Origin of the sequence: Sporomusa sp. GT1 (genome assembly GCF_014634905.1) — a bacterium.
In the GTDB taxonomy this organism is placed as follows: Bacteria; Bacillota; Negativicutes; order Sporomusales; family Sporomusaceae; genus Sporomusa; species Sporomusa sphaeroides.
Genome location: NZ_BMBX01000001.1, coordinates 507447 through 530386 on the forward strand (window position 1 = coordinate 507447; position 22940 = coordinate 530386).

At 48.1% G+C, this 22940-nt stretch carries 16 protein-coding genes; 2 read left to right on the plus strand and 14 right to left on the minus strand.

Annotation, left to right across the window (positions count from 1 at the left end; translation table 11 throughout):
* Nucleotides 1–45 precede the first annotated feature (45 nt).
* The 9 genes from GT1_RS02660 to GT1_RS02700 form a co-directional block, all read right to left on the minus strand.
* Nucleotides 46–1032 carry a ferredoxin family protein gene (locus GT1_RS02660; RefSeq protein WP_188397172.1) on the minus strand — a complete coding sequence of 329 codons (987 nt, stop codon included), beginning with the start codon at nt 1030–1032 and terminating at the stop codon, nt 46–48.
* A gap of 26 nt (nt 1033–1058) precedes the next feature.
* Nucleotides 1059–3107, minus strand: a complete 2049-nt coding sequence (locus GT1_RS02665) for a molybdopterin-dependent oxidoreductase (RefSeq protein WP_188397174.1) — start codon at nt 3105–3107, stop codon at nt 1059–1061.
* Nucleotides 3108–3126: 19 nt separating this feature from the next.
* Nucleotides 3127–3993, minus strand: coding sequence for a DmsC/YnfH family molybdoenzyme membrane anchor subunit (locus tag GT1_RS02670; protein WP_188397176.1), 867 nt, complete (start codon nt 3991–3993; stop codon nt 3127–3129).
* Between the two features lie 17 nt (nt 3994–4010).
* Nucleotides 4011–4553 carry a 4Fe-4S dicluster domain-containing protein gene (locus GT1_RS02675; RefSeq protein WP_188397178.1) on the minus strand — a complete coding sequence of 181 codons (543 nt, stop codon included), beginning with the start codon at nt 4551–4553 and terminating at the stop codon, nt 4011–4013.
* 18 nt (nt 4554–4571) lie between these two features.
* Complete coding sequence (locus GT1_RS02680; protein ID WP_188397180.1) at nt 4572–7136, minus strand: molybdopterin-dependent oxidoreductase; 2565 nt, start codon at nt 7134–7136, stop codon at nt 4572–4574.
* Nucleotides 7137–7153: 17 nt separating this feature from the next.
* Nucleotides 7154–7879, minus strand: coding sequence for a molecular chaperone (locus GT1_RS02685; protein WP_188397182.1), 726 nt, complete (start codon nt 7877–7879; stop codon nt 7154–7156).
* A 13-nt stretch (nt 7880–7892) separates the two neighbouring features.
* Nucleotides 7893–9212 carry a radical SAM protein gene (locus tag GT1_RS02690; protein ID WP_188397183.1) on the minus strand — a complete coding sequence of 440 codons (1320 nt, stop codon included), beginning with the start codon at nt 9210–9212 and terminating at the stop codon, nt 7893–7895.
* Between the two features lie 104 nt (nt 9213–9316).
* Nucleotides 9317–10960 (minus strand): CdaR family transcriptional regulator, encoded by a 1644-nt coding sequence (locus GT1_RS02695; protein WP_188397185.1) that lies wholly within the window; start codon nt 10958–10960, stop codon nt 9317–9319.
* Between the two features lie 4 nt (nt 10961–10964).
* Nucleotides 10965–11519, minus strand: coding sequence for a 4Fe-4S dicluster domain-containing protein (locus GT1_RS02700; protein ID WP_188397187.1), 555 nt, complete (start codon nt 11517–11519; stop codon nt 10965–10967).
* 692 nt (nt 11520–12211) lie between these two features.
* Here GT1_RS02700 and fdhF (GT1_RS02705) point away from each other — a divergent pair.
* Nucleotides 12212–14905, plus strand: a complete 2694-nt coding sequence (gene fdhF / locus GT1_RS02705) for a formate dehydrogenase subunit alpha (RefSeq protein WP_188397521.1) — start codon at nt 12212–12214, stop codon at nt 14903–14905.
* A 257-nt stretch (nt 14906–15162) separates the two neighbouring features.
* On the opposite strand, the gene GT1_RS02710 is transcribed toward fdhF (GT1_RS02705), so the two are convergent.
* The 5 genes from GT1_RS02710 to fdhF (GT1_RS02730) form a co-directional block, all read right to left on the minus strand.
* Entirely contained in the window at nt 15163–15669 is a 507-nt protein-coding gene (locus tag GT1_RS02710) for a 4Fe-4S dicluster domain-containing protein (protein ID WP_188397189.1), read from the minus strand.
* A gap of 3 nt (nt 15670–15672) precedes the next feature.
* Nucleotides 15673–17043, minus strand: a complete 1371-nt coding sequence (locus tag GT1_RS02715; RefSeq protein ID WP_188397191.1) for a [FeFe] hydrogenase, group A — start codon at nt 17041–17043, stop codon at nt 15673–15675.
* Nucleotides 17044–17055: 12 nt separating this feature from the next.
* Nucleotides 17056–17601 (minus strand): 4Fe-4S dicluster domain-containing protein, encoded by a 546-nt coding sequence (locus GT1_RS02720; protein WP_188397193.1) that lies wholly within the window; start codon nt 17599–17601, stop codon nt 17056–17058.
* A gap of 40 nt (nt 17602–17641) precedes the next feature.
* Nucleotides 17642–19783: a formate dehydrogenase subunit alpha gene (gene fdhF / locus GT1_RS02725; RefSeq protein ID WP_188397195.1), complete on the minus strand. Its 2142-nt coding sequence runs from the start codon at nt 19781–19783 to the stop codon at nt 17642–17644.
* Between the two features lie 240 nt (nt 19784–20023).
* Nucleotides 20024–22165, minus strand: a complete 2142-nt coding sequence (fdhF, locus tag GT1_RS02730) for a formate dehydrogenase subunit alpha (RefSeq protein ID WP_223226031.1) — start codon at nt 22163–22165, stop codon at nt 20024–20026.
* 268 nt (nt 22166–22433) lie between these two features.
* Between fdhF (GT1_RS02730) and mobB the strand changes: the two genes are divergently transcribed.
* The gene (mobB, locus tag GT1_RS02735; RefSeq protein ID WP_188397197.1) at nt 22434–22937 is read left to right on the plus strand and encodes a molybdopterin-guanine dinucleotide biosynthesis protein B; all 504 of its coding nucleotides are present in this window, start codon (nt 22434–22436) and stop codon (nt 22935–22937) included.
* The last annotated feature ends 3 nt before the right edge of the window (nt 22938–22940 follow it).

Here is a 22940-nt window from a genome sequence, read left to right on the forward strand (position 1 = left end):
TATTTATGTCAAGATTGCGCTCATAGAAATAAAAGCAGCATATAATTAGGAAGAAAAAATTCTGGACTTCTGCATACAGTCGCTGCAAACGCCCGCGTTGCCCACCGGCTGATATTTCCGGCCGCAATCTTGGCAGACCGGCATGTTAAACAGCCCTACAATAGTCTCGGCTAACAAGCTTGCCGGCAATAGCGAGATTGCTCCCTGAGGACAAAGCACAGCACAAACACCGCAGTTTTTACACCTAGCCGGGTTATGCCTAATTTTGAAGATACCCTCCTTAGAAGCAGTAGCAATCGCACCCGCACTGCACACTTTGGCACACAGGCCGCAGGTATTGCATTTTTTCCCGACAGCAAGTTTTTTAAAAGTTGTCTGATTGTATAGCTCACTTTGATGCAACTGAGCAATACCACTCTTGCTAAATAAATCTCGGCGCGGAATTGGCCGCATTTCTTCGGCAGTCGCAAAGGCAATGTCCCTAATTGTCGAAACAGACGATTCCCAAAGCTTGGCGAAAAATTCACGGCGTGAAACCGCTTTTGGCGCCAAGCCGTCAAATTTTTGTTTGGCATTCACAATCCTTGGCGTACCGGAGCCCATAAGCCGGTTAGCTTCCGCTACCGTCCTTACGAGATGCTCGGCAATCTCATCACAGCACTGCCTGCATTCCTCCTGGTAGATTGCAACTTCCCGCCTGCCATCCTCAGCCGAAAATACAAGCGCCAAGAGCAAGGTCGGATCTAAAAAGCCCAAGCAAGGCCACAAACTGTCAGGTTGACAGCGTTGGCAGATTAGTCTTATGGGCTCCTGACTGGTGAATAGTTGCTGTACAGCTTCTACAGAATAACTGACTCCGCCGATTGCCTCAGCCGGACAGACGGCAAGACAGAGGCCGCAATTGGTACAATGGTTTCCTATTTCCAATGTCTCATTAATGCATTTAGCCGGGCAACTATCCCTGCAATCAGTACATTTTACCCTGGCAAAACGTTTATTTACACACTTTTGCGCATCAATTACAACCTTCATTTTACCTAGTGCCTTTCTTTTAAAAACTATACCGGCTCGAAATCCACAAAAACATCATAGAAAGCGAGACCCTTATAGCCTGTGCCTATATCCCCCATATCTGTCGGCAGACCTGCGTTTAAGGCGTTAAGGCTGCTATCTTTTCCCGGTCGCCAGCCTTGGTGGCAAACTAATACATCTGGCGGTATATCCTGGGAAATACAAGCTTTGAGAGTTATTGCCCCCATGCTATTGTATACTCTTATCTGCTGTCCATTTACTAAGCCTTTCTGCGCCGCCGTCTCGGGATTGATGAATACCATTTGTTCCGACGCTTTAGGCCAGGCTGTGATATTCTGAAATTGCGAGTTAAGTCCCTGCTGCGCGTGTGAGGTTATGAACCAATACGGATACGTACCATCAGGCACAGCCCCTGGTCTATATTCAGGCAATGCCGTTAGGCCGTTAGCCAGCGCCTTAGTCGAAAAAAACTCAAACTTGCCTGAGTTGGTCGCAAAGCGCTTATCCTGCCAAGCCGTTCGCGCAATAGCTGCCCGTCTTGGCCCGGTGCCCAATTCTGACCAGTGACTAATCCCGAGCAGGGTATACACGTTCTCGTTAAATTCGCTATCCAAAAAGTCGGCCGGTGATTTGTCAAGCGGAAAAGAACTGCTGCCTTCCCGGTACTGATTTAACGTTCCAGCTAACAGCCGGGCAATTTCAAGGTCGCTCTTGGAATCGAAAAATGGCGGAATGGCTTGCTCATTTAAACCAATCCAATGATGCCAATAGCCGGAAACCACATCCAGCTCTTCAAAGTGGGTAGTTGTCGGCAAAACAATATCAGAATAGTGGGTCGTAGGTGTAAGAAATTGTTCCACCGTAACAATCAATTCCAGCTTTTCAAGCTCTTTGACCAACATGCTGCTTGCCACATCTTGCGTCATCAAATTACGGCAAGCCACCCAGAGCAACTTAACCGGCGGCTCATTGAGACTCCCCAGTTCCCGGGCGAATTCATTCATATTGATATACCTGGTGCCAGCAGGGCTGTTGAGAAACTTATAATTAAAACACTGTGTCATTCTTTGCGCATATTGAACGCCGCTGCCGGCAGTGCCAATATTGCCGGTCATGGCAGCCAACGCGTCAATGGCCCGCAAGCTTTGGCCGCCGTTGACATGGCGCTGCAGACCAAAGCCAACCCAGACAAAGACAGGACCGAAGCTGGTAATCATAGCTGCCAGCTCTTTTATTGCTTCCCGATGCTGGCCGCATTGGTCTGCAAGGTAATCACGGTCTAATGCCGAGAGGTATTCCCGAAACTCCGGCCAACCCAGCGTATAATTGTCAATAAAATCCTGGTCAAGCTTGCCGCTGGCGCATAGTTCTTTTGCCAACGCCAAGGCTAAAGCGCCATCCTTCCCCGGGCTAATCTGCACAAAATAATCTGCCTTGCGCGCCGTTTGCGTGTAAATTGGGTCAATGACAATAACCTTTGCGCCATTAGCCTGTGCCTGGTAAATATACGGCAATGAGTGGATGGCGGTCCAAGCCGGATTTACACCCCAGAGAATTATCAGCCTGGCCTTGGCCATTTCCTCAGGGTCTGAATTAACATTCCGGCCTAAATCGTACAACTGCGCATCGATGCCTGCCGCCCAGCATGATGACCCTTTGGCCTGAGTAGTCGGGCCTAAACTATTGAACATCCCCTCCACAGCATTGTGGAGAATTCCCATGTTGCCGGAATACTTATTCAGACAAAGCGGTAAGGTAGAACCATATCGATCTTTTATGTCCAGGATTTTTTCACAGATAATGGCCATTGCCTCGTTCCAGGTCAACCGTTCCCAACGCCCTGACCCACGCCCAAGTTGGCGCATCGGATAGCGAAGCCGCTCCGGGCTGTAAACCCGCCGGATGTAGGTTTGACCTTTGGCGCACAATTTTCCGTTCGTATAGCCGTGCGCCGGATCACCGGTAACCTTTTCCAAAACACCGTTGCGGACATAGGCCAGCATGCCGCAGGCATCATAGCAATTGCGGGGACAAACATGCCGGGTAATTTGATAGCCGTCCTGTGTATAAGTCATAGCAATTTATCCGCACATATTATAGACCGACCGTGGTAGTGATTGCCGTAGCGTAGAAGATATAACGCCCAATAATTTCACCAACCAGGATTAAACCGGCTGCCAAAAAAACAGCATTCTTGGGCATTTCGGCAGCAACCTTGGTCGGATTATAAAGAGAATACAAGAATATGGCACTGCCGCCCAAAGCCAACATCCATTTCAGCGCAACAGCCAGAGCGAAGCTGCCGCCTAAGAGCGTTACTGTCGCCTGTGCCGCAGCATCACCGGCGGCCAAGACCGCAAAGTACACAGGCAGATAGGCTATCTGCACAATCAGGCAAGCTAACGCAACAATGCCTGCCACCCGGAATATCTTAATCACAGTTTGGTCTGCCGCTCCTTTGGCACCCAGCACATTGGTGAAAGCCACCCCGGTAATTCCGAGCAGCGCGGTTGTGCCGAAAAAAGTAATATAAGTATTGAGGCTGGCCCAGGCCGGTTTGACAGAGGTTGTGTAAATACCTGAGGTACTGTAGATAGCAGCCAGCCCCAGTACGGCTGTCACCAAATCCAGCAACCGGTTGATCTTGCCTTGCCGGTGCAGCAGGAATACAACAAACCATAGGGCAATGAACATACTGGTAAACAAACCCTCGCGGCTCAGCCAGGAAGTGGCCAGGTTATTCATGGCATTAGGGGCAGCCATCGGACTGCCTAAATGCAGCGCGGCAATGACAGAGGACAGCACAGCCGCCGGCCCTGCTGCCATAATGCCTAGTCTGGTTGCCGCTAGGGCTGTTTCCTTACCAGTACACAGCCTGATGACTACCGCGACAAGAAATGTGCCCACCGCCCACTGGGACAGGAGCGTAAATACTAATAATGGTAAATCTTCTGTATGCATACTGTACCCTCCTCATTTTACCTTTTCTTGGTGGTAATACATAGTGACGGCCGGGTCATGCCTGAGCTTGGCAGCCCTTTAATATCGGCTGTATTGCCATACTGCTTGCGCAGCTCTTCTATCTCGCCGGCATTGAGTGCTCTCATAACACAAGCACCCACACAGGCCGGTTCTTCACCTTGGGCCATAAGGTCGGCACACAGGTCACATTTGCCTGCTTTGCCTTCATCTTCTTTATATTGCGGAACACCGTACGGACAAGACCACAAACACATCTTGCAACCAATGCATTTGGCCTTGTCATGCATGACTATCCCATCTTCAGCCCGTTTGTAGAGCGCATTGGCGGGGCAGTTGGCCACACATTTGGGCTGTGCGCAATGATTACAGCCTAATGAGAAATGATCGATCCGCGGGTTGGGGTATATGCCGCTTTCCATGTCATACACCTTACGGTACAGCACACCGACTTTTGAGTTGTTCCTATCCTTGCAGGCGATTTGACAAGCCCTGCAGCCAATGCAGGTTGCCATATTAAAATGAAAGCCCAGTTGCGACATAGCTCTACTCCTTCCTAATTATATAATCCGCTGCGGCCACTTGACATCAGGTATCAGTGCCTCACCACTATATTTCTCGACCTCGGCAATACAGGTGTTCCAACCGGCAGTGCCTTGTCCGGTGGCAATCGGCCCTGTGAGAATATTGTCAGCTCCGGCCTTATCAATGCCGGTTTTTTCATCAATCTCTGCCCAGGCGCCATGCGGAAGGCCGACAACCCCCGGCATCAGGCGTTCTGTGACACTGGCTGTACGCAGAACCTTGCCGTGGCGGCTTTTCACCAGCACGGTATCGCCACTCTTAATGCCCCGTTCCTTAGCATCCTTCGAACTTAAAAATATCGGGTTGGGGTATACTTCCCGCAGTTGGGGAATATTGTCAAAGATACTGTGGGAGCGGCGGAAGTAATGCGGGTTAATGACTTGCAGCGGATATTCACCCTTGACTTTGTTATCCCAGTCTTTAAAGGTATCTTCATAACCTTCAATGGCCGGGTTGTAGGTCGGAATGGGCCGGACTTCGGTAAAGCCGTAATTTTTAATAAGGTCGGCTAAACCTTTGCAGTGAATCTCCAACTTGCCGGATTCGGTTTCCAGTTTATTGGCTTCCGGGTTCTGGCGGAATTTCTCGTAAGCGATATAGCCGTATTTGTCGCCAGGCTTGCGTTCCACTTGATAGATACCTTTTTTCTTAAACTCCTGCAGGGTAATCCTGCCTTGCTGCGGTTTGCCTGTTACGCCCATAGCGGCAATATCGTCAGCGGTAATTGTCACCAGCTTCTCCATGCCTGAACCATCTTCTTTAATGACTGTTGCCCCGGCTAACTGGTTAAAAACCTGCTGTCTTTCCGAGATCGGATAAATATCTTCGGCTTTCAAGCCCAGGCGTTTGCCGATCTCAATGGCCATCCACTGGTCATGCTTGGCTTCAAAGAGCGGCTGGGTAATGCGGGTGTAATAGATTAGCATTTCGCGGTTGCCGTAGCTGAACCCGCCTTCGCGTTCCCATTCAGTTGTTGCCGGCAGAATAATGTCGGCATACTTAGAATTAGTTGTCAGGAAGTGGGAGTGGGACACAACAAACTCTACCTTGCGGTGCGCCTCAATCCCCTTATTCATGGCCGAGCGGGTTTGCAGGACCGCGTTATAGCCATGATAAATCAGTTGGATGTTAATATCCTTCTTCTTATTGTAGCCTGCAGTGTATTTGCCGGTGAGAATGGTTTCCCACATTTCATTATCGTTGATTCTGTCGGTAACCGGATTTTTGATGGCAGGCAAGCCATTACCGCCCGGCTTTACCAAATAAGGTCCACCATTGCCTGAGGCAAAGTGGCAGCTTACGCCGGTCATCCGGCCAGGCTGACCCATATGCCCGGTCATGGCACCCAGGCTCATGAACATTTGCGGCCAGGAGTCAGAGTTATTGGTTCGTGCCGCAGCCCAGGCGGTGAATAAGGCCACCCGTTTGGTCTTACCAATCTTACGCGCAATATCTCGGATAACCTCAGGGTTTACGCCGCAGATTTCTGCTGCCCATTCCGGTGTCTTAGGAACACCGTCAAAGGTACCCAAAATATAATCTTTGAGATTTTCCCTGGGGTCGGCTCCTGCCGGTACATGAGCAGCATCAAAACCAATGGTACAGCGATTGAGGAAATCCCAGTCAATCAGCGGATTGAGTGTCGGGTTGTCCTCGGTTATCAGCGTATAGGCCATACCTAATGCCATGGCATGATCTGTTCCCGGATGAATGGGAACCCACTGGGCTTCCAGCGTCTCAGACGTATCGGTGTAAATAGGGTCAATGATAATAAATTTTGCGCCTGCTTTTTTAGCCTGGAGATAGTTGTACATCGGACTGCCACCCGCACTCCAGGCCGGATTGCCGCCCCAAATAACCACCAGTTCGGAATTCCTTAAATCAAGCCGGTCATTAATACTGTGTTCGACAAAGCCGTCTTCCATGCCAAACTTGTCCGGCCCCCAGCGCCAGGTCCCCCAGGAAGTGGTTCCCCAATGGGTGGAGTGTCCGCCATAGAGTCCCAGTGTGCGTGGCATTTCACTGCCGCCGGTAACCAAAATGGCGTTATTGCCATATTTTTCACGGATGCGTTTAACCTCACCGGCAACCGTATCCAGGGCTTCATCCCAGGAGATACGCACCCATTCATCCTTGCCGCGTAATTCCTTCTTTCCGCCGCCCGGCTCCCAGTGCTTGCGCTTCATGGGGTATTTGATGCGGTCAACACCAAAAACCTGGTGTCGCTGCGAACGGCCGCGGGCACACCCCCGCTGCTGGATATAATCCGGTGTATCCGGGTGGGTATCATCGGTTTTCTGACGCACAACCACCCCGTCAACAACATAAGCTTTATTCAAACAACGCCCGCCGCAGTTATGCCAGCAGGCTGCAGTAAGCCACTGTCCTTCGGCTTTTGCCAGTTCTTCGGCTTGCTTGGTGGTGACTTTGGTAAGGCCGCAGCCGGTCAAGCTGACAGCAGCAATCGCCCCAGCCGACATGCCAAGAAATGATCGGCGGCTTATCACATGTTTTTGGATTTTTTCAATGAATTTTATCATCAATATCCTCCCCCTTGTTACTGTTTACTTGCTAACAACTCCTGCAGAATCAGGGCATCAACGGCTAAAAAGCCGCTGAGTACCTGTACCGCGCCTTGATAGAAGACAGTAGTCGCATGGGCTGTAACTTTTTCAGCAAAAGCCGGAACCCATAGCAGCAGATGTTCTGCGAGGAAATCGGCTTGGTCCTGGATAACTTCCTGCAATGCCTCCCTGTTATTAGCCCCGGCCTTTTCATAGGCTAACGCAGCCAGCTGATACATGAAATCACATTCTAAGCCGATATGGTCATCGGCCTCTTGCTGATAAAGTAGCGGCAAGAACGAATACTTCAAGTAGGCCAGGCGCACAAGCCGCGTCTCTTGTTGGAACAGCAGCTTATCTTTATTGAGATAGACCGACTCCCATGGCGGCGCCGCTACCTCGTACGGGCCGATAAATAGCCGGGTATATTCCCAGTGCAGCTTTTCATATTCTGTTTGCGCCAGCCCCTCAGCACTACACTGCTTAAGATAAGTGGCTAGCTTTTGCACCCCTTGCGCAATATCCTCATTCTCCTCTTGAAACGGAAACGCCATGGCCAGCTCATTTTGGCTAAGCCTGACAAGAAAATCCTGCACCGGCTCCTGGAGAAAGGTCCGGCGTAACAAATCATAAGCAAATACTCTAGCCTCTAACAGCGGCAGTAATGACGCCAGCTCTTTGGTGTCGTTACCGGTATCAGTTTGTGGATGCAGGAACATAAAATGCCTCCTTTTATACCATATCCATCTGGAACGCTTGGGGGAAAACACGTTCAATCTTTAATTCGCGGCGATATATTTCACCATGGCGATTTTCCATAATATTGGTCGATATCCCAATTTCTATTGGCATATCTTTCAGTAGGGAAATCGCCCTGACAGGGAACTCTAAGTACTGATAATCTTCATTCCGTTCATAGTCAGTCAGGTACTGCTTGCACAATACCTTCACAACAGGCTGAATATCCTTGCCAAAGACTTTAGCGGTCTTAATAAAATAGTCTTTGGGTGAAAGATAAATTAGGCTTGACTTCCCGGCCAGCTGATTCTGCTGAAAGATTTGCCCGGAGAATTTGTTCGCCAGCGAGCAATAATGCACTCCTATTGTCAGGTTTTGCTCTGCTGCAAAAGTAAGCAGTTCCAAGCTTTCCTGCTCACTTTGATCAACAGGCAGCCCCCCTGCATACCAGTAATCATACAACACTTTGCAAGGAGGATTTTTCAGTTTAAACCCCCGCCGCTGAAACTCCTGCTGGTTATGATAAGGAAAGCAAAATTCCAGCAAATTAACTCCGGCAATTCCTATAGCATTTAAGGCTTGCAATAGCTCCTTCATCTCAGGCAAAGTACCGGGAATTACCGGCATCTCAACCACTACGCCGTCAATACTGTCTTTCGCCCAGCCAATCCGTTCCATGACTTTTGCCCTCACCATCAGGGAATCTTCCAGCTTAATACTAAACCTGATTTCATCCAGCCGGACGCGTTGAAGTTCAGACAGTACAGCTTTATCGAGCAAGTCACCTGAGGTATACAGCCGGGTGTGTGCCTGGGGAAATAATGACTTGGCCTCTTGGAAAAACCGAATAGTCTCTTGTGGGTAAAGCAACGGCTCGCCACCGGTTAAGGCTATATAGGACAGCTTGCCGCCAGTCTGCTTGATTCGCTTTAATTCTTTGATACTGTCCCGCTTTTGTTGCGTATGTTCTGCATAATCCTCCTGGTTGGGATTAAAGCAGTAGTAGCACTGCCGGTGACAGGCTAATGACAAGTAGAAGGTGGCGCTGTTTGCTCCTTTATTACAAGCTTTGCAGGCTGCAGACAGCCACTTGCTATGGATACTGTGATCATTGTTGCGAAAGCTCATATTCCTGGTTTGCAAACGCAGCTTACCCGCTTGTTCATTGTCCGGGCAACAGGGAGCAAGCTCCAGGCCATGGGCTTTTACCTGTTCCAAAAAACGCCTGTTTATCCGGATATAAATCTGCGCATATTCTTTAAACTGCGGATTATTAATTTCGTGTAGATTTTGTTCATTTATTTCTAATAACATTAAACTACCCCTCTTAAGCTAATTATACATGATTTTACAGTTACCCTTTTTGTAATATCCTCCAGATAATTTGTAGATTATTGTAGAAAAACACAAAACCAACCTCACAGGTTGGTTTTGTGCATTTTTGCTATTTTGCAGGCAACGGCAAGATTAATGCGAATCTCTAATTTCTGCAAATCAACGTCTAACAATTCCTCAATCTTCTTGAGCCGATACCGCAAGGTGTTAGGATGCATAAATAATTTTTCGGCAGTGGCATTTAGATCCCCGTTTTGCTGAAAGTACATTTGCAGTATCGCCAAAAAATTCATGTTGTTTTTTTCATCATACTCAATGATCACCGCCAATTGCTCTTTATAGTACTCGTCCAGTTGCTCAGCGTTGATGTGGGATAGCAACCGGATAACACCCAAATCCTCAAAATGAGTAATATGCCCTTTTTCGCGAATAAACCGGCCTAAATCCAAGGCATGTTTCGCTTCCTGGAAGCTTTGGCAAAGCTCGGCGGCAGATGAATGAAGTTTGCCTATCCCGAAGGAAACTGTAGTTTCAAAAGCAGCTTCCTGCAGGTTGGCTTGCAGCAAATTCGCAAGATTTTTTATAAGCAGCTTGGCACTTCTGTCTTTTTCTGCGGCAGCCGGGATAATTACAATAACCTGATCCTGCATTTCAGTTACAATGGCTTGCAAAAAATGCGACCGTAAAAAGGTCTCAAAGAAAAGTGCAAGCGCTGCCAAAACCCGATCCTTATTGCGTAATTGTTTAAAATCATCAGGTTCGGCAACCAGCAGATGCTGCGGCCCGGTAAGCTCCCAATCCCAGTAGCGTCCGCGCTTAATAAGCTCATCTGTTGATTCGAAATTATTATACAAGAGGTCATAGAGGAATTGCTGTTTATACTTTTTCTCAATTTCCTCAGTATTTCTGCGATTAATAAGCAGCTGCAGGCAAACAAGCCCCACCTCGCCGATCCGGCCAGCATCCAAGACATTTACCGGGCCGGCGTCTTCAAAAACTAACAAATAACCAAACAACTGACCTGCCAAAACCAACGGTGTAACAAAGCAATTCATAGCTTGCTCATGAAACCCTGTCAGCTGTTGGTGATATGGCTCAGCAGCAAGGGGAACACTTTGCCTGCGTTCCAGTATGAGCGGCCGAACGGCTTTCACCAGCCGTCCCAGTTCCGCTGCAGTCAAACCATGTCCACTCATCCCTGCGGCCAGCAGTTGAAATGCAGGGTCAAGCAAGACTGCCGGGTTTTGGAGATACGCGGTCAGTTGATTAAGCAAAACCGGTAGTTCCTGGCTTAGATTTGTCAATTGACGCAGACGATACCCCTCAGAAAAACTTATGATTGTTCTGTTTTTTACCAATTCCAGCACTAACGTCAGGGAACCGGCTAATTCCTGCACCTCGATGGCTTGGGGGAAAACCAACAGCGGCATACGGCTTTTTTCGGCTGCAGCTATAAGCCCTGGTGAAAGTACAGTTCCATAGCCATTGACGATAATGCCGGCGGCTGTTGAATTAAGATAGGCTGCCAAGGCCCCCGGCAGATCGCCTTGCCCGTCTCCTGTGTTAACTAAAACAAGCACTCCCGCCAGCGCCTGGGTGGTTGCACCTGGGCCAGCCGTAACAATTTTATGAACCTTGTTATTCCGGCCTGCCCAACCGGCAACTACCTTGGCCTGAGCAAACGGCTCCATAGTTACTAATTCCTGTACCGTACAAAATTGCCGCATATGTTTATCGCCCCTTCCGCCAAAAACACCGGGGTTCTTGGGGTAATATAACCCTAAGTGATGGCCGGGTAAATTTAATAATCGGCAAACACGACAGCGCCATCTGCTCACTTAACTCTGTTTGTTCGCTCAAATCCACTACCTGAAGCGCGCCGACAACACAGGCGTCCACACAAGCCGGAGCAAGTCCCTTTTGCATCCGTTCAATACAGAAGTTACATTTGCTTACCTTGCGGGTTCGCGTGTTTACCTTAGGTACCTGAAAAGGACATGCCGCAACACAACTTTGGCAGCCATTGCAGTGTTGCGACCGATGCAATACAATCCCATCCCGTCGTTTATAAAAGCATTGCTGTTGGCAAACCCGGATACATTCAGGATTTACACAGTGATTGCAGGCTAATGATAAAAACCCCAAACTTCGGTTATCCTTATTAAGATCAATAACTTGCCGGTAATGCACTTGCTCGAAGCAGTGTTCGTTTAAGCAGGCTATCTCGCAACCTTTGCAGCCAACACATTTATTCAAATCAAACAAAAAGCCCAGTTGTTTGCCCAAAAGCTTACCACCTCCAGCACACTTACATGCTTTAGTTTGATCTCACTACGATAAGACGGTAACATTACTTTAATACATCATTCGACAAGTTCAATACATATTCCCGCCGAATGATAAAACAATTGTATTTTTAAGGATTTATCCGGAGACTAAGATTCAGCATATTTACAGGCTTTAGAGGTTCTTTCAGAAGAAACAGACTATATCCAGTCAAAACTTATAAAAACAGCCTTGCTGTCTGCGACCGGAATAATGGAATTCTTTATTATGATTGCACCAACTACTTCTTTGAGATCTTTTACTTCTTACTACTGTCAAAGATGAGAGTAGTATGTCTATTCAATCTCTTGACGGCCTATGAGCACACTATTCAATGACCAATCCACAGTTTTAACTTAGTACAACCAGTTAAAACTCAAGTCACTTCAGTGCAATATTCCTACCATTCAGAATAATTAGTTAGCGCTTATGCCAATCTGTTTTTATAATATAACTTGATACGAGACTCGGATATCCGGAAATCACAATTTAAGTTAAGAAGGAATTTCAACAGGTAAGGTGGAACTTTTTTTAAAAGGAGGACAGGCGTTAAGCAATTAGTAACTCATCCGGGCCTATGAAAAATTGCACAGGCAAATATTTTAAAGGTTCTGCTCAACATTACCCCTATACTACGATAAGGAGTGTGAACACTGGTAATGGTCAATTTAACCATTGATGGACAGGTTATTGAAATCGCTGAAGGAAGTACTCTGTTAGAGGCAGCTCAACAAGCCGGAGTAACAATCCCCACTTTGTGCCATCTTGCCGACTTAACTCCCGAGGGTGCCTGCCGGGTCTGTGTCGTGGAGGTAGAAGGTGTGCGAGGGCTGGTTACCGCCTGTACCTATCCGGCTTCAGCAGGACTGGTGGTACGCACTAACTCTGCAGTTATCCGGGAAGCACGCAAAAGTGTGGTTGAGCTCATATTGGCTAACCATCCGCAGGATTGCCTGCATTGTCAACGCAGCCAGGATTGCGAATTGCAGTCGCTCTCAAGCAATCTTGGCATTCGCGAAATTCGCTTTGAGGGAGAACGCCGCAGCTATGCCATAGATGACAGCAACCCCTTTATTATCCGGGATAACAACAAGTGTATTCTTTGTGGACGCTGTGTCCGCGTTTGCCGGGAAATACAATGTTGTGATACCCTCGATTGGACAAACCGGGGCTTTGATACTAAGGTAACGCCGGCTTTTGACGAACCAATGGTGGATTCGTCCAGTTGTGTATTTTGTGGAACCTGCGTATCGGCCTGCCCGGTAGGCGCTTTGACAGAAAAGCCTATGCAGCATGCCGGTTTGCCGGATAAAAAGGTCAAAACCACCTGCCCCTTCTGCGGCGTTGGCTGCAATTTTGACCTGAACGTAAAGGACGGCAAGGTCATTGGGGTTACCTCCAATTTGAGCAGCCCTGTCAACGGTCGCCTTACCTGCGTTAAAGGCCGTTTCGGCATTGACTTCATCCACAGCCCGGAGCGCCTTACCACACCTTTGATCAAGAAAAATGGCGAATTTGTGGAAGCAAGCTGGGATGAAGCGCTCGATTTGATTGCCAGCAAATTTACTGAAATAAAAACTTCCCACGGCAGTGATGCCTTAGCGGCACTTAGTTCTGCCCGGTGTGTTAATGAAGACAATTATCTTATGCAAAAATTCATGCGCGCAGCGATCGGCACCAATAATATCGATCACTGCGCCCGTACCTGACACGCTCCCACCGTGGCCGGTCTGGCCACTTCATTCGGTTCCGGAGCAATGACCAATTCCATTAACGAAATTCCCCACAGTAAAGTTCTGTTTGTCATTGGCGCTAACCCAACCGAAGCCCATCCTGTCATCGGAGCCAAAATGCGTCAAGCCCTCCGCAACGGTGCCACTCTCGTGGTAGCCGATCCACGGAAAACCGAGCTGGCCGGCAAAGCCCACGTATGGCTGCGCCTGAAGCCCGGTACCGATATTGCCTTAATCAACGGTCTTATGCACATTATTCTTAAGTCCGGCTGGCACGACGAGGCCTTTATCAAAGAATGCACCAGCGGCTTTGAGCAGGTAGCGGAAACCGTGGAAAAATACACCCCCGAATATGTGGAAAAGATTACCGGTGTACCCAAACACTTGTTGTTTGAAGCCGCCAAAATTTATGGTACTGCGGAACGGGCTCAGACTTTTTACACCTTGGGCATCACCGAACACATCTGCGGCACAGATAATGTTATGAGCTTAGCCAATCTCACTTTGATGACAGGCAATATCGGTAAACCCAATGCCGGTCTGAATCCGATGCGCGGCCAAAACAATGTGCAGGGTGCCTGTGACATGGGGGCTTTGCCTAATGTTTACCCAGGCTACCAAAAAGTTGATTTCCCGATGGTGCAGGATAAGTTTGAAGAAGCATGGGGCGTAAAACTATCGAACAAAGTAGGACTCATGATTCCCGATATGTTTGATAAAGCCATTAGCGGCGAAGTCAAAGCCATGTATATCATGGGTGAAGATCCGGTGCTGACTGACGGCGACGCCAATCATGTACGCAAAGCCCTCAAGCATCTGGATTTCCTGGTTGTGCAAAATCTATTTCTGACCGAAACTGCCAAGTTGGCGGATGTGGTACTGCCAGGAGCCTCCTTTGCCGAAAAAGACGGCACCTTTACCAATACCGAACGCCGTGTGCAGCGGGTTCGGCAAGCCATCAACCCGCTTGGCGACAGCCGCCCTGACTGGCGTATCCTGATAGATCTGTCCAATCGTATGGGATATCCGATGTCCTATAATCACCCGAGTGAGATTATGGATGAAATGGCCTCACTCAGCCCGATCTATGGCGGTGTTGCCTATGACCGCCTGGACGAAAGCGGCCTGCAGTGGCCGGTAACGGACAGAGACCATCCCGGCACCCAATATCTTCATGATAAAGGCAAGTTCAGTTGTGGTATTGCCAGGTTCCAGCCAATAGAACACCAGCCGCCCGGCGAGGAACCGGACACCGAATACCCGTTCCTCTTAAGCACAGGCCGTATTCTTTATCATTACAATATTACGACCCCCGGGTATTCAAAAACGCTGACTTCTTTCCGCTCTGAGGAACAAGCCATGCTGCATCCTGACGATGCCAGACGACTGGGTATTCAGGATCAGGAAACCATCAGTGTGGCCTCACGGCGCGGCAAAGTACAGACCAAGGCATGGGTAACCGACCGTGTGCCGCCGGGAGTCATCTGGATGTCCTTCCACTACCTGGCAACCCCTACCAATGAGCTTACCAGCAGCAATGTGGACAAAACAACTAAAACCTATGAGTATAAAGTATCTGCCGTTAAGGTTGAAAAACTCGCAGCCAACGAGTAAGGTTATTTACAAAAACTGCTGACGGCAGTCTACAGCCGTCAACATTACTAAGGCGCGGACGGCCGTTAGGCATAAGAGGAGGTTAAGCGCAAGCGGCGTTGAGTGACGCCGCTTGCTACGGATCTTGTGCCGACACAAAACTTATACTGTTAGACTAAGAAAAGCAAGCTGCGGCACTTTGAAAGGCCGCAGCTTGCTTTTTCTCTGCCCCCGCTGTGTCACATTACTTGCGGCCGGGCAAGCTGACAACAAGCAGATTAGGCATTTCTTACTGCGTTGGTACGCTTTTCCTTAATACTTGTCTTAATAGATTCAGGCAAAACAAGTGACAGCGCTTTTGTCGGGCATTTTTTTATACACTGAGGACCTTCAGGCGTTTCAATGCACAAATCACATTTGTAAGCTGTTTTCTGGCAAGGATTTTCTTCCACTCGCGTCAGATAAACAGCCCCGATCGGGCAAGCCATCAAACAGTTTTTGCAGCCAACGCATTTGTTGGCAAGTACATAAATGGTTTGCTCACGCTGGACAATGGCTTTTTCCGGGCAGGCTTCCGCACAAGGCGCATCTTCACATTGGCGGCACTGTATGGGAACACTGATATCCTCGGTTTTTACGACAGATAACCGGGGTACAAACGGTACATCTTTAATTGCTTCAGTACCCAATTTTTTCTCGGTATGCGCTAACACACAGGCAATCTCACAGGTGCGACAGCCGATACATAAGTCAGGGTTGCCGATAACAAAAGCAGTATTAAGCATTTCTTATCCCCTCCTGATGTAATGAGTATGCAGTAATTCGTGAGATTTGTGTCCCAGCGGCTTGCCCAAAAAGTCTTTATACAGCTTGGTAACTTCAGGATTTTCATGCGACTTTCTCAGAGGCAGTTCCTCGTCATGCTGATACATGGAAGCCATCCGGCTGGCATAAACAGCTTTGCGCTCGGTTTCCATCAGAACTTTAGGCTGGCCGCCGCCGCTGATGCAGCCTTGCGGACAAGCCATTACTTCAACAAAGTGGAAATCGGCTGTCCCATTTTTTATTTCATCAATAATGGGGGCTGCATTGGCCAGTCCGGCAACAACCACTGTTTTGACAGCCAGGTCTCCGACCTGAATGGTAGCACGCTTCACGCCTTCGCTGTAGCGCACATCCAGAATGTTTATATCATCAAGCGCTTTGCCGGTAATCAGCTCATAGCCTGTGCGCAGCGCGGCTTCCATAACTCCACCGGTAACGCCAAAGATATGGCCGGCGCCGGTATAAGCCCCTAATACGGAATCCGGCTGGCTGGGTTCAAGATTCTTAAAGTCGATGCCGGCATGCTTAATTAAATTGGCCAGTTCTCTGGTTGTCAAAACAAGATCAACATCCTGGCTGCCGCTTGATTTCATTTCCGGCCGGGATGCCTCAAACTTTTTGGCCGTACAGGGCATAACCGATACACTGACTATTTTCTTAGGATCCAGCTTATCTACCTGGGCACCGTAAGTCTTAAACAATGCGCCGGCCATTTGCTGCGGCGATTTACAGGTAGACAGGTTTTCGTGAAGCTCAAACTGTTCCTGCTCCACATATTTGACCCACGCCGGACAACAGGAGGTAAACATAGGCAATACACCATTTTCCTGTATCCGCTTGATTAACTCACTGCCTTCCTCCATAATTGTCAGGTCGGCAGTAAAATTAGTATCATATACTTTATCAAAACCAAGTTTTCTGAGCGCGGTAATCATTTTGCCATCAACCAGTTTGCCTGATTCCATACCAAAATCTTCAGCCAGACCAACCCTGACAGCCGGAGCACATTGCACCATGGTCACTACCTCAGGATTGTTAAGGGCTTCCCATACTTTTTGTGCATGGCCCATATTATGAGCGGCAAACAGCGGTTCTTTCACACTTTCTAATAAACCGCGGTTTTTCAGCTTGGTTTCGCGCGGCGCGCTGGTCTCTGATTTGTATTCCTGGTATGCGCTGCAAACCTGCACACACTGACCGCAAAAACAACATTTATCATAATTAATATCTACTGACATACCTTCCGGCCCGCCGATAGCTCCCACCGGGCAGACCTCGGTACAGCGTTGACATCCGGTACATAATTCCTGATCAATTTCAATCGTATATTGCATAGTACTCACCTCCTATTTCTTAAACATGCCGACAATAGTGGCAACCGCTTTTTTATTTTTCTCTTTTTTTTCCTTATGAGGCTCTACCAAACGCAATGCTTGCTCCGGGCATATTTCAACACAGATGGGTCCATTTGGCCGGGTATGACACAAATCGCATTTGTTGCCATACAGCAGTGGTTTGCCTAAGTTTTCCTGAATGACTTCCCTGCCGTTAACAAACTGCGGCACAAGCTCCACGGCACCGAACGGACAGGCTACCAGGCAGTCTTTACAGCCTTTGCATTTTTCGGTATGAATCAGTACTTTGTCCCCGGCAAAATAAATGGCTTTTTCCAGACAAGCCTGGGCACAAGGGGCATCTTCACAATGATGACACTGTACCGGCATGGTTACTTCCTCCACACGGGTAACAAATAACTTGGGGAATACCGGAGTATCAATGTTTCCCGCCGTAATCCCTTTTACATTATGTGATGCATGGCAGGCAACCTCACAGGCCTTGCAGCCAATACATTTCTCCCCGTCCCCAACAACAAACGGGCTTAACTTCTCCATATTTACCTCCCTTTCAAGAAGCTACGCTTCCTGTTTTATTTTAAGACACCTCGGCACCCATTTTGCGTTTCAGGTCATTGTAGCTGGCAATAAGCTGCCGTTCTGCCTCCTCCTGATCCGCAATTGCCTCCAGTTTTACTGCACAATATTTATATTCAGGCGTTTTTGAAATCGGATCAAGGTTATCAATAGTAAGTTCATTACAGGCCCCTATCCACCATTGATAGGTCATATATACGGCTCCCGCTTTTACCCGGTCACTAACCCGGGCTCGTGACATTACTGACCCACGCCGCGAGGTAACACGCATCAGTTGTTCGTCTTCAATGCCCAACCGGTCAGCATCTTCAACACTAATCTGAACATAACCGGGTTCGTCAGCCAGTTGAGACAGCCCCCAGCAGTTGCCAGTCATCGTCCGGGAGGAATAATGCCCCACTTCGCGGACAGTGCACAGGACTGTAGAGTATTGTTCATCCGGCACCTCTGCCGGTGCCCGCCACTCAGTGGCAAAGAAAATTCCCTTTTTACTGGTGGTTTGGAATATATTCCCTTTGAACAAATAATCGGTACCGGGGTCCTCCGGGGTACGGCAAGGCCATTGCACACTGCCCTGGCGCTCCATTTTTTCATAAGTTGCGCCGGCATAGCTCGGGCATAAGCTAATCATTTCATTCCAAATCGCTTCGGTATTTTTATAAGTTAGCTCATAGCCAAATCGCTTTGCCAGCTCACCGATAATGACCCAGTCATCTTTGACATCCCCTTTGGCGTCAACAGCTTTTCTGAAGCGCTGGAAGCGACGGTCAGCCCCGCTGAATACGCCGCCATGTTCACCCCAGGAAGTGGCCGGCAGGATAACATCGGCATACAGCGCCGTTTTGTTCATAAATATGTCCTGAACTATTACGAATTCCAAATCATTAAGCGCCTTTTTCAAGCCGCCTGAATCTGGATCGCTTTGCACCGGGTCTTCACCAATAATGTAGAAGGCTTTTAGCTTGCCTGTGGCAACAGCATGGGGAACCTCAGTTATAGTAAAGCCGATTTTATCCGGTAAAGTCTCCACACCCCAGGCCTTGGCAAACTTTTTGCGGTTGGCGGCATCGGTGACTGCCTGATAGCCTGGATAGACATTAGGCAATGCGCCCATATCACAGGCTCCCTGTACGTTATTTTGACCGCGTACAGGCCCAACACCGGAGCTCGGCTTGCCAATCTGGCCGGTTAAAAGACATAACGAACCCAGTCCTTTTACCACGTCAACCGCCTGGCCAAATTGCGTTACCCCCATTCCCCACAAGATAAAAGAGTTCTTGGAATGAGTATAGATTTTCATGGCTGCTTCTACTAAATCCGGCTCAATCCCGGTTATGGCCTGAGCATATTCCGGCGTGTATTTCTTTACCGTGTTGCAATATTCGGCAAAGCCTTCAGTAAAATTATTAATAAAATGTTCGTTGTGCCAGCCTTTAGCTAAAATAATATTGGCAAAACTATTTACCAGAGCCATATTGGAACCATTTTTAAGTTGCAGCCACAAGTCCGAAATGCGCGCCGCCTCAGTTTTGCGCGGATCTACAACAATAATCTTAGCGCCTTTTTGCTTGGCGCGTAAAATCCGTTTTGCCACCAGCGGATGTGCGTCTGCCGCATTGTAGCCAAAAATCAGCAAGCAATCGGCATCTTCGATCTCAGGTATTGAGTTGGACATGGCTCCACTGCCAAATATAGCTGTCAGACCAGCGACAGAAGGTCCATGGCACACCCGGGCACAATGATCAACATTGTTAGTACCAATAACCGCGCGCATGAATTTCTGCATCACATAATTGGTTTCATTGCCTGTTCCCCGGGCGGAGCCTGTGCCCATAATGGCATCCGGTCCATATTGCTCTTTGATAGTTTTAAGTTTGCCGGCTACATAGTCCAGTGCTTCGTCCCATTCAACCTCGCGTAAGGGTTCACTGCGGGTGTATCTAAGCATGGGTTTGGTAAGGCGTTTACTCAAGATTTTTGTGTCGTTTAAAAAATCCCAGCCATAGTGGCCTTTTAAGCATAGTTCACCTTCATTGATTGGTCCGTTTGCAGGTTCAGCCCCAACAACCCGGTTGTCTTCAACACAAAGGTATAATTGGCATCCTGACCCACAATACGGGCATACTGTCAATACTTTCTTCAACTTAATTCTCCCCTTTTTATAAAACTCGTGATTTATATAAAACGCCGGGAGAATTATTTAGCGAAATCAGCCAAACTTTATCATACCGTTTGTGCCGTAACATTCACCGGATTATCATTATCCCCGGCAAATTACGGCTCGCATGCTTAGCAGTTCTGATTCAGCTTGGCATTGTCTGAACAACCAGCTAAGGCTTGAGCTTTATTAATCGATACACATCAATCCTGCAGCAAAACATTATTAAGAAACGACAGCACCCATTTTGTGTTTAAGATCATTGTATGCCGCAATAAGCTCTTCTTCAGCCTGTTTCTGGTCTGTAATAGCTTCTACTTTGACCGCGCAATACTTATATTCAGGTGTTTTGGAAATAGGGTCCACTACATGAATAGTAAGTTCGTTACAGGCCCCAATCCACCATTGATAGGTCATATAAACAACACCTGCACCCACCCGGTCGGTTACCAAAGCTCTGGTAATAACCGAGCCGCGCCTGGTAGTCACCCGCACAAGCTCCTCATCAATAATACCAAGTTTATCAGCATCTGCCGGATTAATCTGGAGATAGCCCGGTTCATCGGCCAGTTTCGCAAGACCCCAGCAATTGCCTGTCATCGTACGTGCTGAATAATGACCAACTTCCCGTACAGTAGACAATACCAGCGGATATTCAGCATCAGGCCGTTCCACCGGTGGCCGCCACTCGGCGGCAAAGAAGTTCCCCTTCTTGCTGGGAGTCTGGAACACATTGCCTTTGAATAAATACGGAGTACCGGTATCCTCTACCGTACGGCACGGCCACTGAATACTGCCGAGCTGCTCAATTCTCGCATACGTAGCACCGGCAAAGCTCGGACACAAGCTGATCATTTCACTCCAGATTTCCTCGGTATTTTTATAGTTCATTTCATAGCCAAAACGTTTGGCTAATTCGCAAATAATCACCCAGTCGTCCTTAACGTCGCCTTTAGCCTCCACCGCTTTACGGAAGCGCTGGAATCTGCGATCGGCACCGCTGAATACGCCGCCATGCTCGCCCCAGGAAGTGGCAGGCAGGATAACATCGGCATGCAGCGCCGTTTTATTCATGAAAATGTCCTGAACAATAACCAGTTCAAGCTCATCCAGCGCTTTTCTCACACCGGCAGCATCCGGATCACTCTGCACCGGATCTTCACCGATAATATAGAAAGCCTTTAGTTTGCCTTCTTCAGCACAATGAGGAACATCGGTCAGCGTATAGCCTGGTTTCTCCGGCAAGCTTTCCACACCCCACGCTTCGGCAAACTTTTTCCGGTTGGCCGGATCGGTAACTGCCTGATAACCGGGGAATACATTAGGCAAGGCCCCCATGTCACAGGCACCCTGCACATTATTTTGCCCGCGAACCGGACCAATGCCGGAACTGGGTTTGGCAATTTGTCCTGTCAGAAGACATAACGAGCCTAAGCCTTTAACCACATCTACCGCCTGATTGTATTGTGTTACCCCCATGCCATAGAGGATAAAGGACCTGTCAGATTTAGCGTAAATTTCCATAGCCTGCTCAACAAGCTTAGGCTCAATACCGGTGATTTGCTGAGCATACTCTGGTGTATACTTAGCCACCATTTTTCTGTAATCCTCGAAACCTTCAGTATATTTTTCAATGTATTCCTTGTTTTCCCAGCCTTTGGTTAAAATGAGGTTGGCAAAACTATTGACTGCCGCCATATTGGAACCATTTTTAATGGGCAGCCATAAGTCGGCAACCCGGGCGGCTTCCGTTTTACGGGGGTCAACAACAATAATTTTGGCCCCTTTTTCTTTGGCTTTCAGAATGCGGCGGGCCACCAGCGGATGGGAATCCGCACCATTATAGCCAAAGATAAATAAACAGGTAGCATCTTCGATTTCCGGTATGGAGTTGGTCATCGCTCCACTGCCAAATGTAGTAGCCAGACCGGCTACAGAGGGAGCGTGTCAAACACGGGCGCAATGGTCGACATTGTTGGTGCCGATCACTGCGCGCATAAATTTTTGCATGAGATAGTTGGGTTCATTGCCCATACCCCGGGCTGAGCCGGTGCCCATGATGGCATCAGGACCATGTTTGTCCCTGATGGCTTTCAGCCTGTCGGCGACAAAATCCAGAGCTTCATCCCATTCCACTTCATGAAACTCTTCACTTCTGTCATGCCTGAGCAGCGGTTTGGTTAAACGCTTACTCAAAATTTTGGTGTCATTCAGAAAATCCCAGCCATAGTGGCCCTTCAGACACAGCTCACCTTCATTGATGTGTCCGTTTGCCGCTTCAGCGCCAACCACACTGCCATCTTCTACCAGCAGGTACATTTGGCAGCCAGCACCACAATACGGGCAAACTGTTAAAACCTTCTCCAAAATTCTTCCCTCCTAATTTAGTCATTTAACATTTGGGTAAGCTTTCCATGCAGTTCAGTACGGAATTATTGCCCTTTGAGATAAAAATTTTAATCTTCTGATTTTATTCCATCCTTTTCAAAAAACTCCTGCTGGATTTTGAAAAAAATTTCACAAAGTCTGTCCGAATACTTTTGCTAACTGTTTTACTAATGGCTTGCACGAATATTCATGGTGCATTTATAATAAAAGTAATGCAAAATAATAGGGAAAAGGGGTAAATTACGCCATGATTCCAGTAATCTCAATTGTAGGACGTTCTGATTGCGGCAAAACTACCTACTTGGAAAAATTAATCCGGGAAATCAAACAGCGTGGCTATAGAGTGGCTACGATAAAGCATGATGTCCATGGCTTCGACATTGACAAACCAGGCAAAGACACCTGGCGTCATGCCCAAGCAGGAGCGGACATTGTCTGCATATCATCACCGGAAAAAATGGCAATGATAAAAAAGGTGGACAAAGAACTATTGCTTGAGGAGGTAGCTGCCCATATCAGCGGTGTTGATATTATCTTTACCGAAGGCTATAAACGTGAAAGTACATGCAGGATTGAAGTATTTCGCAAAGAAGCCTGTGAAAGCCCGTTGTGTTTAAAGGATGAGCTATTTGCCCTGGCATCTGATACCATGCTGTATGATGATGTGCCGCATTTCTCTGTTAATGACCCTGCTCCAATGGCTGATTTTTTGGAAACAACTTTCTTACAAAAAACTATACGCAAACCGTAAAAC

Excerpts from the sequence above, each read along its gene's own strand:
- GT1_RS02660 (WP_188397172.1), bottom strand. The coding sequence starts at position 1,032 with ATGAAGGTTGTAATTGATGCGCAAAAGTGTGTAAATAAACGTTTTGCC.
- GT1_RS02710 (WP_188397189.1), bottom strand. The coding sequence starts at position 15,669 with ATGCTTAATACTGCTTTTGTTATCGGCAACCCTGACTTATGTATCGGC.
- GT1_RS02685 (WP_188397182.1), bottom strand. The coding sequence starts at position 7,879 with ATGTTCCTGCATCCACAAACTGATACCGGTAACGACACCAAAGAGCTG.
- GT1_RS02680 (WP_188397180.1), bottom strand. The coding sequence starts at position 7,136 with ATGATAAAATTCATTGAAAAAATCCAAAAACATGTGATAAGCCGCCGA.
- GT1_RS02690 (WP_188397183.1), bottom strand. The coding sequence starts at position 9,212 with ATGTTATTAGAAATAAATGAACAAAATCTACACGAAATTAATAATCCG.
- GT1_RS02695 (WP_188397185.1), bottom strand. The coding sequence starts at position 10,960 with ATGCGGCAATTTTGTACGGTACAGGAATTAGTAACTATGGAGCCGTTT.
- GT1_RS02670 (WP_188397176.1), bottom strand. The coding sequence starts at position 3,993 with ATGCATACAGAAGATTTACCATTATTAGTATTTACGCTCCTGTCCCAG.
- GT1_RS02720 (WP_188397193.1), bottom strand. The coding sequence starts at position 17,601 with ATGGAGAAGTTAAGCCCGTTTGTTGTTGGGGACGGGGAGAAATGTATT.
- GT1_RS02665 (WP_188397174.1), bottom strand. The coding sequence starts at position 3,107 with ATGACTTATACACAGGACGGCTATCAAATTACCCGGCATGTTTGTCCC.
- GT1_RS02675 (WP_188397178.1), bottom strand. The coding sequence starts at position 4,553 with ATGTCGCAACTGGGCTTTCATTTTAATATGGCAACCTGCATTGGCTGC.
- mobB (WP_188397197.1), top strand. The coding sequence starts at position 22,434 with ATGATTCCAGTAATCTCAATTGTAGGACGTTCTGATTGCGGCAAAACT.
- GT1_RS02715 (WP_188397191.1), bottom strand. The coding sequence starts at position 17,043 with ATGCAATATACGATTGAAATTGATCAGGAATTATGTACCGGATGTCAA.